7 protein-coding genes are annotated in these 14,151 nt (G+C 53.4%); 5 read left to right on the top strand and 2 right to left on the bottom strand.

What is annotated here, in order from left to right; all coding sequences use genetic code 11:
* Positions 1 to 38: 38 nt before the first annotated feature.
* From IX84_RS13225 to IX84_RS30980, 4 genes are all read left to right on the top strand, one after another.
* Complete coding sequence (locus tag IX84_RS13225; RefSeq protein ID WP_044221381.1) at positions 39 to 1,112, top strand: transposase; 1,074 nt, start codon at positions 39 to 41, stop codon at positions 1,110 to 1,112.
* Positions 1,113 to 1,242: 130 nt separating this feature from the next.
* On the top strand, positions 1,243 to 2,472 hold the full coding sequence (locus IX84_RS13220; RefSeq protein WP_044221379.1) for a class I SAM-dependent rRNA methyltransferase: 1,230 nt from the start codon (positions 1,243 to 1,245) through the stop codon (positions 2,470 to 2,472).
* Positions 2,473 to 2,514: 42 nt separating this feature from the next.
* Entirely contained in the window at positions 2,515 to 2,823 is a 309-nt protein-coding gene (locus IX84_RS13215) for a hypothetical protein (protein ID WP_044221376.1), read from the top strand.
* A gap of 90 nt (positions 2,824 to 2,913) precedes the next feature.
* Positions 2,914 to 3,906: a hypothetical protein gene (locus IX84_RS30980; protein ID WP_052515988.1), complete on the top strand. Its 993-nt coding sequence runs from the start codon at positions 2,914 to 2,916 to the stop codon at positions 3,904 to 3,906.
* A 109-nt stretch (positions 3,907 to 4,015) separates the two neighbouring features.
* Here the strand turns inward: IX84_RS30980 and IX84_RS13205 are convergent, their stop codons facing one another.
* Complete coding sequence (locus tag IX84_RS13205; RefSeq protein ID WP_044221373.1) at positions 4,016 to 4,456, bottom strand: hypothetical protein; 441 nt, start codon at positions 4,454 to 4,456, stop codon at positions 4,016 to 4,018.
* Between the two features lie 135 nt (positions 4,457 to 4,591).
* Between IX84_RS13205 and IX84_RS13200 the strand changes: the two genes are divergently transcribed.
* Entirely contained in the window at positions 4,592 to 7,258 is a 2,667-nt protein-coding gene (locus tag IX84_RS13200; protein WP_052515987.1) for an ankyrin repeat domain-containing protein, read from the top strand.
* A 12-nt stretch (positions 7,259 to 7,270) separates the two neighbouring features.
* Here IX84_RS13200 and IX84_RS13195 read toward each other — a convergent pair whose 3' ends face one another.
* Complete coding sequence (locus tag IX84_RS13195; protein WP_044221370.1) at positions 7,271 to 14,050, bottom strand: gliding motility-associated C-terminal domain-containing protein; 6,780 nt, start codon at positions 14,048 to 14,050, stop codon at positions 7,271 to 7,273.
* Positions 14,051 to 14,151: the final 101 nt, after the last annotated feature.

Raw genomic sequence — 14,151 nt, 5'->3', positions numbered from 1 at the left:
CCTTTCAAAATGCCGTTCTGCAAAGATCTAAAAAATGGTTGATAAAGCATCAATCTGAGGTTCCACAAGGCAACGCCTTGCGTCGATTAACCGTCTTATCTGGTTTATTAGGTGCCTTAATCAAAGGTGGCCGGGCATCTTTATCAGAGTTGGGCCGCCATATGGAAGACCCCACTGACCTGGAAAGTCGGGTCAAGAAGGCCAAGCGTTGGTTGCAAAATAAGTGGACCGATGTCACGGTACACTTTATACCCTACCTTCTTCCGATTCTCCACTCTCTGAGCAAGGCTGGAGAGTTAGTTCTGGCCATCGATGGCTCCTGTGTGGGCAAAGACTGCATGGCGCTGATGGTCAGTGTAATCTGGCGCAGGCGAGCCATTCCCATTTGTTGGGTAGTTCGTAAAGCTCCCAAAGGCCATTTCCCGGAACACATGCACGTGGCCATTATCGGTCAAGTGGCGATGCTTATGGACAGTATCCTGGAACAGGATTGCCGGATTTTCCTGCTGGGAGATGCCGAATTCGACGGCTGCGAGTTGCAACAGTCTTGTTTGGCTCACGGTTGGGAGTACGTGCTAAAAACGGCGAAGGATACTTTGGTAGCCGATCATCCGAACATGGAGAATGCTTCGGCTTTTGGCCATTTGGCCGCAAGTATCGGTCAAAAAAGCTTGTTCCTGCCCCAAATGTATGTGACTAAGCAAGGGTTTGGGCCAGTCAATGTCTTGTTCTGGCATGACCGGACCCGATATGACCGACCTTTGTATCTGTTGACCAGCTTGGAATATGGCCCGCAAGCCGAAACATATTACCGAAAGAGGTATCACATTGAAACCTTTTTCGGCGATATCAAATCTCGCGGATTCCACATTCATAAAACCAGGATTGAAGAGCCTCAAACCTTGTTCAATCTCTTGATCGTGGCTAGCCTGGCTTTCATCATCTGTATCTTGTTCGAGTTTGATGCCCGAACCTCAGCCCAGTTGGGTAAATTCTGCCGTAAAGACCGAATCGATAGCTTGTCCGTGTTTCAGATTGGACTGAGGGCTGTCCGATTTTATGTCAGGCATGCTATGAATCTTTCTTTCCAATTTTCAAAGAACTTCCCGTGAAATAAAAGTGTACGGCAATGAAAAATTGTTAAGATTTAACAACTGCTGAAGCGTATGGAGCATTCATTTTGTTCAATAATCCTGCGATGCCCCTATCAGAATAAAACGGGGAGTGCCTTACCTTTGCCAAATGGAGATATTAGCACATTTACCTGACCCGCCGGCTCAACGCCTGGCTATTCAAGTCAAGCCGGCAGCGGAACGCGCACTTCGGCGACAGCATCCCTGGATTTTTGAGGAAGCCATCACTAAACAAAACGCAGAAGGCGTAGCCGGCAGCCTGGCGATTATCTTTGACCGTAAAAAAGATAAATTCCTCACAGCAGGTTTGTACGACCCCCACTCCCCTATCCGGATTAAAGCCCTGCAGTTTGGCCAGCCGGCACGGATTGATGCCCTTTGGTTTTCAGGTAAAATCGAGCAAGCCTACGAACGGCGAAAGCCTCTGCTGGAAACCGATACCAACAGCTACCGCTTCCTCTACGGAGAGAATGACGGGCTGCCGGGCCTCGTAGCCGATGTATACGATCAGGTGCTGGTCCTCAAGCTTTATTCGTTTATCTGGCTGCCTTATTTAAAAATGGTACTGCCTCCCCTACTCCGTTTGAGCGAATGCACCACTGTTGTCCTCCGGCTGAGCCGCAACCTGCAGGCCCGCCCTGATCTTTGCCACGGATTGTCTGACGGCCAGGTCATTCACGGCACACTGGAAAAGGAGGAAATCCTATTTCGGGAACACGGGCTGTTGTTCTCCGCGAATGTGGTAAAGGGCCATAAAACCGGCTATTTCCTCGACCACCGGCACAACCGGAAACGCATTGGAGAATTGGCGAAAGAGAAAACCGTTCTTGACGTCTTCGCATACGCCGGAGGCTTTTCCGTACACGCTCTGGCAGGAGGCGCAACAGCCGTAACCAGCCTGGACATCAGCGCGCAAGCCCTTGAGATGGCTGCCCAAAACGTAGCCCTAAACCATTTGGGAGGCCGCCACCGGACATTGACCGGCGATGCCTTTGAGCAGATGGAGCAGTTGAGTAAAACCGGTCAGCGCTTTGATATTGTCATCGTCGACCCACCCTCTTTTGCCAAACAACGCAGTGAACGGGAGAAAGCGCTGCAGGCTTACCGTCAACTTGCTACACTGGCAGCCGGAATTGTCGCTCCGAAGGGGTTGCTCCTCCTCGCTTCCTGTTCAAGCCGCATTACCGCTCCGGAGTTCTTCGAAGCCGTACTGGAAGTGCTGGACAACCACCCCCGCCAATTCCGCGAAAGCGGGCGCACCTACCACGATACGGACCACCCCATTGGTTTCCCGGAAGGGGCCTACCTGAAAGCCATTTACCTGGAAGCGCAGCAGTAGGGCGAACATGGTCCCGAAACAGCCGTTTTACCAGAAAAGCCAATGCGACATTTTGATAACCTGGTAGAAGCGACCCAAACCCTGAAAAAAGAGGGATACGCCCACGAATTTACCCTAAAGCGCGACCGCATTTATTGCGAAGACTTAAATAAGGCATTTACCCCCGACCATTTTGAAGTAGAGCAGGTGCTCCACTTTGAAGGTGCCGACAGTAGCCCTGATACCCGCTCCACACTATTCCTCATCAAGACCGATAGTAATGATAACGGTACCCTGATCGAAGAGGATGGAATGTACGGCACCGATAACGTTTCCCCTCAACTACTGGAAAAATTTAAGCGGCATAAATAGGGTCTTCATAGCTGGGTGATGTATTTTTGATGCGCTGCTTTCCCCTCCACTTGCAGCGCATTATACATCATTCTCAAACTGAACAGATTTATGAAGAATCCACTACTCACCTCGCTGTGCATTTTCCTGCTTGCCTTCGGGCTATCCAATTGCCAGTCCGGCTCCTCAGAGGGCACTGTGGCATCTGATCAGCAGGACTCTACCGCTGTAACCACCGAAGCAGACCCAAGGCTCGATTTCGCAATTGTCCCTGGCACACGGGTAGGTCTTGTTGACCTGGCATCAGCTACTGCCGCTGATGTCTTGAAAGCTTATGGCGATCTGGCGCAGGAGGACAGCATCCACCTGGGCGAAGGTATTTTCGAGCCAGGCATTGTCCTGTTCAAAGACAGTAAAAACCGGGTGGATTTGTACTGGGATGCTGCAATGGGATCCGATCGGCCCAGCTATGTCAGCATCTATGGCAAGGACGGGCAATCTGACTGGTCCACCCCCAACGGCATCACCATTGGCACCACCCTTGAGGAAATGGAGCAACTCAATGGCAAGCCATTTGACTTTTACGGCTTTGGCTGGGACTACGGCGGCTACGTTAGTGACTGGAAGGATGGAAAACTTACCGGTCAGGGGCTGAGCATCCGTTTTGAGCCCGGTGCAGGCGGTGAGACAGCCATGGAGCTCGTTGGCGATGTTACGCTCAGCAGCGACAACCCGGCCTTGAAATCTGTAAAAGCAACGGTAAGTGAGATCACACTCAGCGATCCTTCACCCAATCTGATGGCCATGATGCAGGGCGGCTGGCGCTCTACAACCGACGAAGGGTACGAAATCATCATTGAGGGTGACCAAATCAGCCATTACAACAATCAGCGGTTGACGTATTCCTCGACGATTGAGGCGGACCCCGGCTGCCGTTCGGAAGCTTGTGCGGTGACCGGCACAGCTCCTGAAGGCTTCTGCTTTATCGAAAAAGGGGAGTTTGATGCGCAGTGCAACCTGGTCCTCGCAGCCAATGCAACCACATTGGAATACACTGCCATTGGGGCGGCTGGCGGTTCATTGGTATTTGAGCGGGTGGATTAATCTCTCAGGTGCCCTCATTGGTTCATGCACTGATGGGGGCGTTTTTTAATCCGCTACCTTCATAGAATGCATCTGGCACTGAGGTGCAAAGTGCAACAGGGCTTTTTTCCTACAGCTCCTGTTCCGGCAACTGGCTCGCAATGAAACTCAGGTAGCCTCTTTTCCCTCTTTCCTTACGCCAAAAGCGGGCGGAGCGTTGCAGATAGGTAAAAGCAGTGGCGTAGAGCATTTCCAGATACGGAATGGTTCTGCCTCCCAGTGTATATTGGTCATTTTGGAGCAAATGCTCATCTGCTCCGAACTCTTCACGGACATCAAGTGCCAGGATAATCGACTCAATCAGGGCCTGCTTGCGGGTAATCGTAGAATGAGGCTCCTCCAGCTCTGCGCCTCCGGCGAGCTTTTTGAAAAACCGCTGCAGCTGTTCGTAGACGACCTCGATGTCTTTGTCTTCCAGTTTTGGGTGATCTCTATAGGCCTTAAGTACGGCTTCTTCGATACTAAACAGGCAGGGCTGCAGGAAATCGGGGGGCATGTGAGTATTAGGCATATCGATATTTTTATACGCTAACAGTTATCATAACTGGATACAAAAATAAAGCTTATCCAGTGATATTCAATCGGAATTTGCTTTACTTTAGGATTGACAATAATCTACATTTAATCCATAATTGATCTCTCAGGCATGCAACTTTTAAAATACAACGAGTTCTCTGCGAAAGGCTTAAGCAGTAAGCTGAAAAAAGTAGAGGAAATGCTTAGAGCAGGAGACTTCAAATCAGCAGAAGTCAAAAAGATCAAACACCTCGGCTACTTCCGTGCTAAGCTTGACCGCGAGAGCCGGTTGTTATTCAAATTTGCAAAGCATCAGGGCGAAACTTACATACTGCTTTTGGAGGTTATCCCCAACCATGAATACGATAAATCCCGGTTTCTGAAAGGTGCTTCTGTTAAAGAGAACCACTTTAGCGAGGTCGCAGGCCCTGAGGATGTTGGAGAAGATGCTGTAGACCCCATACGGTATGTCAACCAGGCAAGCAAGCGGTTTCATTTACTGGATAAGGTTATTTCTTTAGATAGCGACCAGGAGGAAATTTACAATCTACCCGCACCATTGATTATCATTGGCTCGGCAGGCAGTGGCAAGACAGCCCTCACACTGGAAAAGATGAAAGGCTACCCTGGCCACGTTGCCTACGTATCGCTCTCTCCCTATCTGGTGGAGAACGCCCAGCGGATTTATGAATCCTACGGATACGAGAACCCGAAGCAGGAAATTGACTTCCTGTCCTTCCGGGAATACCTGGAGGGGATACAGATACCGGAGGGTAAAGAGCTGGACTACCGCAGTTTTGAGCGCTGGTATGAGCGTGGCCCAAGGCAACGCTTCAAATTCAAGGAGCCGTATAAGCTATTTGAGGAGTTCAAAGGTGTACTGACAGGCTCAGTGACCGATGCTGAATTTCTTAGCCGGGAGCGTTATGAAGAACTCGGTGTCAAGCAATCTATTTTCCTGGGCAGCGAGCGGAGCAAGGTGTATGATCTGTTTGAACGTTACCTGCGCTTCCTGAAGGAAGGCGGCTATTACGACAGCAACATGGTCGCCTATCAGTACATGGACCAGGTGGCCCCGAAGTACGACTTCATCATCGTAGATGAGGTGCAGGATGTTACCAATATCCAGTTGCTGCTGATTTTGAAATCGCTGAAGACCCCCGGCAACTTTTTGCTCAGCGGGGATGCCAATCAGATTGTGCACCCCAACTTTTTCTCCTGGTCAAAGATCAAAAGTTTATTCTTCAACCAGGACTTAAAGGGCAGCGCGCTGCGCATTCTCAAAACCAACTACCGCAACTCCCGGCAGGTAACCAAGCTGTCTAACGACTTGCTAAAAATCAAGAATGCCCGCTTTGGGTCCATCGACAAGGAGAGCACCTACCTGATCAACACCGTAGCGGACAAGGAAGGGAAAATCCACTTTTACCCGGATAGCGACAAGGTGCGCAAAGAGCTGAATAAGCGTACGCAAGATTCGGCCAAATTTGCGGTACTGGTCTTGGACAAGGAACAAAAGGCCCGCGTATCAAAAGATTTCAGGACGCCGCTGGTCTTTACCATTCAGGAAGCAAAAGGATTGGAGTACGAGAATATCATCCTGGTCAATTTCATCAGCGACCACGATGCCGAATTCCGCACCATTGCCAAGGGGGTGAGCGCATCCGATCTGTTGGATGAGAACCTCCGGTATTCCCGCGCCAGGGATAAAACGAATAAGGACCAGGAGGCTTACAAGTTTTACATCAACTCCCTGTATGTGGCCTTTACCCGCGCGGTTGAAAATGTGCATATCTTGGAAACCAAAACCAAAAATGAGCTGCTGCAACTCCTCGGTGTTATGGATACGGAGGAGGAAGTCAAGATTGAACAACAGGCCAGCGACGAGGAAGAGTGGCTGGAGGAAGCCCGCCGCCTTGAGCTGCAGGGCAAGTTTGAACAAGCCGAAGCAATCCGAGCGCGCCTGCGCGGCATTGAGTTTGTCGGATCAGATGAAGCGGAGCTTCTCGAAGAGCGAATATTTGACCCCGAAGCCAGCCACACAGAAAAGGATGTGGAGCGTCTATTTTTGTTTGCCCGCACCCGTCACCGCATAGATTTGGTGCAGCGGCTGCAAAAGGAATTGAATTATGGTCCGGCTAAACAGTACCTAGGTGAGTACCAGAAGGCGCAGCAGCAGTTGGCAGCCCTCGTCCGCAACAACAATCGGAAAAAGGTGGAGCGTATTATCGGCAAATTTGGCGTAGACCTGCCCGATGCAGCAGAGGGGATGACAGGGCTGATGGTTGCCGCACAGCACGGCAAGATTGATATGCTTTATTACTTCCTGGAGCAGGATGCCAACCGCAACCGACAGGATCAACTGGGACGAACTGCTCTGCAGCACCTGATTTTGGGCTACGACCGCCGTCAGCTCAATAAGTTTCTGCTGGAAACCTGGTACCCCAAGCTGGCTCCCTCAGCTGGCCAATGCCGCTACGATGGCCGCTTGTACATCATCAACCACAAAAGCATGGAGTTCTTCCTTTACAATGCGCTCAATGCTATACGCCTGGATGTCTTCGCACCCAATGACCCGCTACCCAGGCGCTGCCTGCTGATGGACGACTTCATGCAATTTATTGAAGAAATGCCATCTTCCCTACTGCCGGATTACCGCCGGAAGCGACAATATGTCAACAGCATCCTCTCCAAACATGAAGTGGGCCGGGATGACCCGTACAACCGCAAATTGTTTGTGCGCCGAAGCAGGGGGTGCTATGACGTGCTGCCGGGGGCAGAGATGACGTGGGGGTAGTAAAAATCGCCCCTACCGCACCAGCGTCACATCCCCCTGCCGCGTCCACACCCCGTCCGGTGTCTGTACCTCAATTTGATAGTAGTAGACCTCCGTAGGCTGCGGCTGACCATTGGCAGTGCCGTCCCAGCCCTGAGCGGGGTTTTCGTTGTCGTACACCTGCTGCCCCCAGCGGTTGAAGATGCGGAAGCCGACCACCCGTGCTTCGGCATTGCCGACTACATTGAAGAAATCATTCGTACCATCGCCATTAGGCGTAAAGGTATTGGGCATAGCCAGCAGGAGCTCCCCGCCCGGGACTTCCACCTCGATCTCGGCCAAACAGCCCCACTCGTCCTCAATACTGGCGTAGTAAAAGCCCGCCTGCAGGTTGGTGCGCTCCGGAGTGGTGCTGCCGTCTTCCCAAATCAGGGTGTGTGTACTGTCCGCTAAGGTAAGAGAAAGGCTTCCGTCCCCGTAGCCAAAGTCGGGCTCAGCCTCCACCTCGTACAGGGGCGGCGGGTAGTAATCCAGCATCAGGTAGACGGTGGAGTCGCAGCCGTTGGCATCGGTAAGCTGCAGGGTATAGTCACCAGCGGTTTCGAAGGACGCTCCGCCTATGTCCAGCACTTCGCCCAGGCAGAGTGTGGTATCGAAAAAGGACTCCGAAAGGGCTTTCACCGACAGTTGCAGCACCACCAGGGAATCACAACCGTCCTGGGATTGCAGTTCGGCTTCGTAGGTGCCCGCCGCACTCAGTTCCTGCCCATTGAACAGATAGTTTTCGCCCTCGCAGATGGTAGCAGAGACTGGCGTTTCAAACTCCGGCAGCACAGTAAGCTCGAGCTCCACGATACTATCGCACCCTAAAGCAGTTTGATACTCGGCCGTATAAGTGCCGGGCTCCGTCAGGGGCTGCCCGTCGAAGAAGAGCGTATCGCTTTCGCAGATGGTGGATTGGAGGCTTTCAGAAACGGCAGGCAGCACACTCAGGTCCAGCGTGATGAGGCTGTCGCAGCCGTTGCTGGCGGTGAGGGGCTCGGTGTACAGGCCGGGTTCAGTAAGGGGGGTGCCGTAGAAGTTGTAGGATTCGCCCTGGCAGATGGCGGCGCTGTCATCGGTAGACCAGGTAGGGCGCAGCTCCAGGTCCAGGCATTCCACCCGGACGCAGGAACCAACCGTAGGCGTGGTATCGCAGTACAGCCCGGCGGCACTGACCCAGGCCCCGAAGATATTGATGCTGTCGCCTGAGCAGATGCTTTCGGTTTGCGTCGGCAGAATGGTGTCGGTCTGGCTCTGTACGGTGAGCAGGCGTTCGGCTTCACATTGGGCACTATCGGTGGCGGCAATCAGGAAGCTGCTTTCGCTAAATGGTACCGGGATGCTCACTTCCGCACAGTTGCTGCCCGCGCAGATCACCTCTTCCGCTCCAGACCAGTCATACTGCACCCCTCCGGTAAGGTTTACGGAAAGGGTGTCGCCCAGGCAGGCCTGCAAAGTGTCCGGCACGCCGCCGATTTCAAAGGCCTCGAAAAAGTCCACGGATACAGCAAACGAGCGGGTGCAGACCCCATTATCGGCTTGTAGCTGATAGGTATAATCCTCCTGCACGTCCACCACCGGGCTCAGACTGTAAATATCGCTCAGGCGGCCATCGGCATTGACCCATTCGTAGGCCGTGCCTGGCTCCGCACTGACCTGTAACTGCGCCGGTGGCCCAAAACAGAAGCTTTGTACCGGATCGCCCTGCAGGGCCGGGGCAGGGAGCACCTCGACCATCACAGAGTCTATACCCGTGCACCCCAGATTATCCGTAATGCTGACGGTGTATACGGCGGAGTTATCGGGGGCGGCAAGAGCGGCCTGCTCATCGTCGATGAGCAGATTTGGGCCCGACCAAGCAAAGGCCTCGCCCAAAGAAGCGATGAGCGAGGCCGTATCGCCCTGACAAATCGTGATGTCTTCTGAAAAAATAAAGGGCTCCGGGTTGACTGTGACCTCGAAGGGGTGGCTGATGGTGCAATTGCCGGCCGTTTCCAATAGCTCGAAGTTATAGAACTGCTGGCTGTTACCTGTTTCCGGTGGATAAAATAGCGTTTGCGGGCATTGGGTACAGCTCAGCCCATCGGCATCCGACCATTGGTAGGTATAGCCCGTCAGCGGGTCGACGCCCAGCTCGGCGGATTGGTCCCAGCACAGCACAATTTCCTCTGGCTTGAGAATAGGTACGCCATTTATCGGTATCGTCAGCGTCTGACAGGCGCAGTTGGCCTCCGCTTCGAGGACCAGCAAGAGCCGGCACCAGTATTGACGGGGCAGATTAGGAAGAAAGGTGCTCAGCTGTGTGCTGCCGCCGGCCTGGCCAATGCCGTTCAGTGTTAGCATTTGCAGGAGCGAATCCGGCAGGCTCAGTGCGCCATCCCCGTCGAGGTCGAGGTATAAGGCCGCCTGAAGCGGCAGCCCGTTGGGGTCAGCAGTATTGGTAATCGTAGCTTCCAGCTGTAAGTCATTGGATAGGCTGGAAGGTGCGATAGCAGAGATGTCGGTTATTTCATAGGCCGCCTTGTCCACCGAAAGCGGCAGGTTGGCATCACCGGTGACCACCTCGATCTCGCAGGGCTGCCCCTCGCTTACGCAAATGGCGGGCACCTTGGTGGTGGTAAAGTGGCTCAGGACGGGCACGGCGCATTCGATGCCCTCCTCCGCTACGATGCTGAAGGACAGCGTCACATCCGAAGAAGGGCTGTTGATGGTCCACTTGAGCTGCCCGTCCTGCAAAACAGGCTCCGGGTGGTCGGTATTGCCCGCTGTGGAGCCCGGCACGTAGGCCATGCCCACCGGCAGGGTGACGTAGAGGTTGGCATCCGTATTGGCAGGGTACTGGAAAGTGGCATTCAGCGCCAGCGTATCCCCGCAGTTGAGGCTGCCCGAGAAGTTGACGTTGAGATTGGAGGCGTAGGGGGGCTCCACGCCTTCGATTTGGTAGCGCCCGGTGACCTTGGCTACGGTATTGGTGGGCTCTTTACAGGTCTGCTCCGCCCGCATACGATAAATGATGCGGGTACCGGAGATGAAATCGCAGTTGGTCCCGGTATCAAACTGTAGGTAGAAGCTGTTGCCCGGTGTACTGTTGACGCCCGACAGCCCCTGTTCCTGAATAAGTGGCCAGGCCGTTGCAAAATCCCAGATGAAGGTGCGCCCCTGCAGCAGCTCGGGGTCGGGTAGTGGGTAGGTTTGCCCGCTCCCCGCCGGGTATTCCACCGCGCAGGAGCCCGGCAGGATGTTCATGCCCGCCGGCAGGGTGACCTCCGCCTGCAGCTCGTAGACGGCCCCCAGCCCTGCGTTGAACAGCAGCGCCTGCGTACGCGGCATGGTATCACAGAGATCTGCGCTCAGGTCTTCCTCTTCCGCCTGCATATCGATCAGCCCAGGCGGGAAGTCGATGGTCAGAGTTTCGCTTTCCAGCGCACAGGGTTCCTGGGCCGGATCGGTAAAAGGCGAGCAGTCGAAACCGTAGTCGAGGCGGATGGTCTCCGTGCCGCAGCTGCTGGAGCGGCCGCGGAGTTGTAAGTGTAGCGTATCCGGCGTGACTACGGAGCCGAGCTGGAAGATGCCGTTGACTTCGGGGTACACTTCCCCGGTCTCCGCATTGACGACTTGGATGGAGTCGAAGACGGTGGTGGGGTAGACGGGGCGGAGGTAGAGGTTGTCGTAGGGGAGGGTGATACTATTATTATTCTCAGCTTTGACGACAAGAGGGAAGTCTAATTCAAAGTCGGCGGCGAAGGAAGTAATGCTGGATTGAGGCAATGCCAGGTCACAAATGTCAACTGCATCACGAAGTGGCCCAACAAGACCAACCTCAGCGGTGTAGGATGCCGGAAAAAAACGAGTGCCAATTGATGTCCGCTCTAAGATGACTTCAACCGGCAACATTCCATTCTGATATCCCCATTCCGCTATACAAGCGGTAAAATGGCGGTGCAGCGATAGCTGAAAGTAATAATTACTATTCACACCAACAAAAGGGAACGTCTCTGGCACATCAAAAAGCACATATTCCGCAGAATCATAGGGGTGTAAGAATACAGGAGGCGTATTGTGTTGCCTTAACTCCAGGGAATCAACCACTATGCCCGCCACCTTGGGCACCCGGAACTGAGTAGCCCGGTGAAAAGGTTTGATCTCACCAGGAAAAGGGAAAGCGAGGCGTGAGCGCAGACTGCGTCCGCCAGAGCTGGGTGAAGCCGAATGGCAATTGCCACTACGGGCACCACCTCCACCTAGCCAGTCCTGTAGTGTTACATTCGCAATTTCTACCCGTTGCGACTGGCAATTGCAGGTAGGTAATGGACGAGCTGCATCAATTGGGCTTTGTCCGAAGTAAGTACGGGTATCGTAATCGAAGGCAAACCGTATTGACGAAAATGGATATAATTGGGAGTTATTTGTTGAAGAAATATTGCTTCCAATCAAATTCAGATTAGCGTCCACCAGCTGCTGCACCACCATTTTGACAGAATCGCCCGCTGCATATTTAAACCCTTCCGGTATGGCGGGATTCAACGTCCGCAATACGGAAATAGAAAGGTCGTACAAAAAGACATCACGGGGAGACCAGAAAATACGGTCGAGGCCATTGACCTCATACCATACCGATTCAGAGGCATCAAAAAGGAGGAGGGTATTGCTTAATTCGGCAATCTTTTTTTGCTCGCCTATCATGTGGTTGACCGTTGGGCTAGTGAGCAGGCTGTTTCCGTTCAGAGTGTTCGTCACTTCAAACCCTTTGTGGCCGATTTCCAGCGTAAAGTACTCCAGCTCCGTACCGGGTACGTCTGTTTGCACTACACCATCGACGCGCAGTTCGAAAGTATCCCCGGGCGCCAGGTAGTCCAGGCGCATTTGGCTAAAGTCATAAATTCCATCTTCATCGGGCTGCCCATCGCCATCCTTATCCGGCCAGCCCAAGGTGGTGCGGACGGCCTCAAAATTATAATCAAGATAGCCAGCCAGCGTATCATAACAGACGCCTTCATAACAAGGCAGGGGGACAAGTATATCGCTGCAGGTGCGCAATTGCCCAATGCCGCTGCAGTTTTCGTCTGCTACTACTACTGCTTCCGCCACTAGACTTAAAGGATTGACGGCTCCTACCGGGCAGGGGGCCAAACAATCTGAAAAGATAATTGGAAGACAGGGTAAATTTGATGCCATACTGCAATCCAAAATCGTTGGCACGGTGAGCGTGTAAGGAGCCCAACCTGCAATGGGTAACGGATACGTCAGTTTTACTTTATTGACAATATCTGTAGTCACCTCCTGACTGACCGGCAAGACACCCGCCAGGGCAAAATCAGTGGGCTGTATAGTCAGAGAAGTGGGAAAAGCCAGCTCCACGTTCAGTTCTCCCTCTACATCATTAAGATTGATGCCACTGATCGCATAGACGATGTCTACCGGGTTGTTATTCTGCAAAACGCCGCTTATGGAAAGGGCTCCGGTGATCAAAGGGTCACCGCTTCCAGCCTCTCCCTCCCCGTCAACGAAGCGATCATCCGGCGCGGAACATTCCTTGATGTATTCGTAATCGTAGGTCCAGTTAGAAGCCGAAGAATTGCACTGTCCGGGCTCACAAATACTGGTCGTCCATGTGATGTCAAATTGCGAACCGAAACTTGGTGGCAAAGGATTGATAAAGTGCAAAGTAACGGCATGGGCTACACTATCCCCACAGGTATTCAGCAAAGGCTCGTGGTAGACGACAGAATCCAGAAAGGGACTATTTAGGCTGCCCAGCAAAATACCCCGTCCCTCGCCCGGCTGCCGGATGTTGAACACAAAATCCATCAGACCAGTGGATTGGTTATTGCGCCGGACACGAAGGGTTTGCGCTGCGGTACCGCCATCGAAACAGGTTGGCTGCTCCAGTATTTCCAAAAAACCTAACACATTCCCCTGTTCCACCACATCCACAATCTCCACCTTCGCATTCGCCCGCCGCGCCTGGCAGAAGCTGCCCCCGCAGCCCCAGCGCACCCAAAGCTCGGAGAGGGCATCGCGGGTTTCCGCAGCGCAGTCCACCACCTGTACCCGCTCTCTAATAGTGAGCTCCTCATTGAAATCGAACCAGCCATCGCCATTGCCAATTTGGGCGAAGTCCTGCGGGCCGAAGCGCAGAAGCAGGGTGTCTGCATTTTCGATGAGGGTCTCCCCATCGTTACTGCTCACCGCGATGCTGCTGACGTGGGTATCCAAAAACTCAAAACTTGAGACTCTGCCCGGGCGGGTATTGCGGACGGTAAGCGTACGGAACACCACACCGTTGAGCGTACCCTGCCAGTACAGGTTTTCGCCGTTGGTGATGAGCAGGTTGGCCGTCTCCACATTGAAGGGGTCGGAGACGAAGCCCTGACTGCCATTGGCATGTTCCAGTTCTGCGGTGATGAAAAACAGCTCCCCCGCATCAATACAAGGCAGCGCCTGACAGCTGACATCGGCTTGCAGGGTGAGGCTGAGCGTATCGCCTGCGGGCACTTCCGGCAAGGCAAAGACCGGCTCCGACAAATTTCCAATAGCATCCTCGGTGCCACCGCTAATGCTGCCGGCCTGATAGGTGATGCCGCAGGGTAGCCCAAGCGTCAGGGTGGCGTCTTGCAGCCCGCTCGCCCCTCCGGTGATGGTGTATTGGAAGGTTTGATCTTCGCAGACGTTGAGGTTGCCGGGGGGGTGGAGGTGGGCTTGCTGGGCGGTGAGGCTCAAAGAGGTGAGCAGGAAAAGGCTTAAGAAGGTGGTGTAAATTTGGGGTTGCATGGTAAAAGAAAAATTTGAATAGCCAGTTATAGTTCTCCAAGGCGAGATTAATGCATTTTGACTTGCTCTTTTTTCCGCTCGCTGCGTTGAAAAGCCTCGCC

The sequence above is a fragment of the Phaeodactylibacter xiamenensis genome, from assembly GCF_000759025.1.
In the GTDB taxonomy this organism is placed as follows: domain Bacteria; phylum Bacteroidota; class Bacteroidia; order Chitinophagales; family Saprospiraceae; genus Phaeodactylibacter; species Phaeodactylibacter xiamenensis.
This window is presented reverse-complemented; position numbering and strand designations above follow the sequence as displayed.

Bases quoted from the DNA above. Each gene is read 5' to 3' on its own strand.
- IX84_RS13220 (WP_044221379.1), top strand. From the start codon at position 1,243: ATGGAGATATTAGCACATTTACCTGACCCGCCGGCTCAACGCCTGGCT.
- IX84_RS13215 (WP_044221376.1), top strand. From the start codon at position 2,515: ATGCGACATTTTGATAACCTGGTAGAAGCGACCCAAACCCTGAAAAAA.
- IX84_RS30980 (WP_052515988.1), top strand. From the start codon at position 2,914: ATGAAGAATCCACTACTCACCTCGCTGTGCATTTTCCTGCTTGCCTTC.
- IX84_RS13205 (WP_044221373.1), bottom strand. From the start codon at position 4,456: ATGCCTAATACTCACATGCCCCCCGATTTCCTGCAGCCCTGCCTGTTT.
- IX84_RS13200 (WP_052515987.1), top strand. From the start codon at position 4,592: ATGCAACTTTTAAAATACAACGAGTTCTCTGCGAAAGGCTTAAGCAGT.
- IX84_RS13195 (WP_044221370.1), bottom strand. From the start codon at position 14,050: ATGCAACCCCAAATTTACACCACCTTCTTAAGCCTTTTCCTGCTCACC.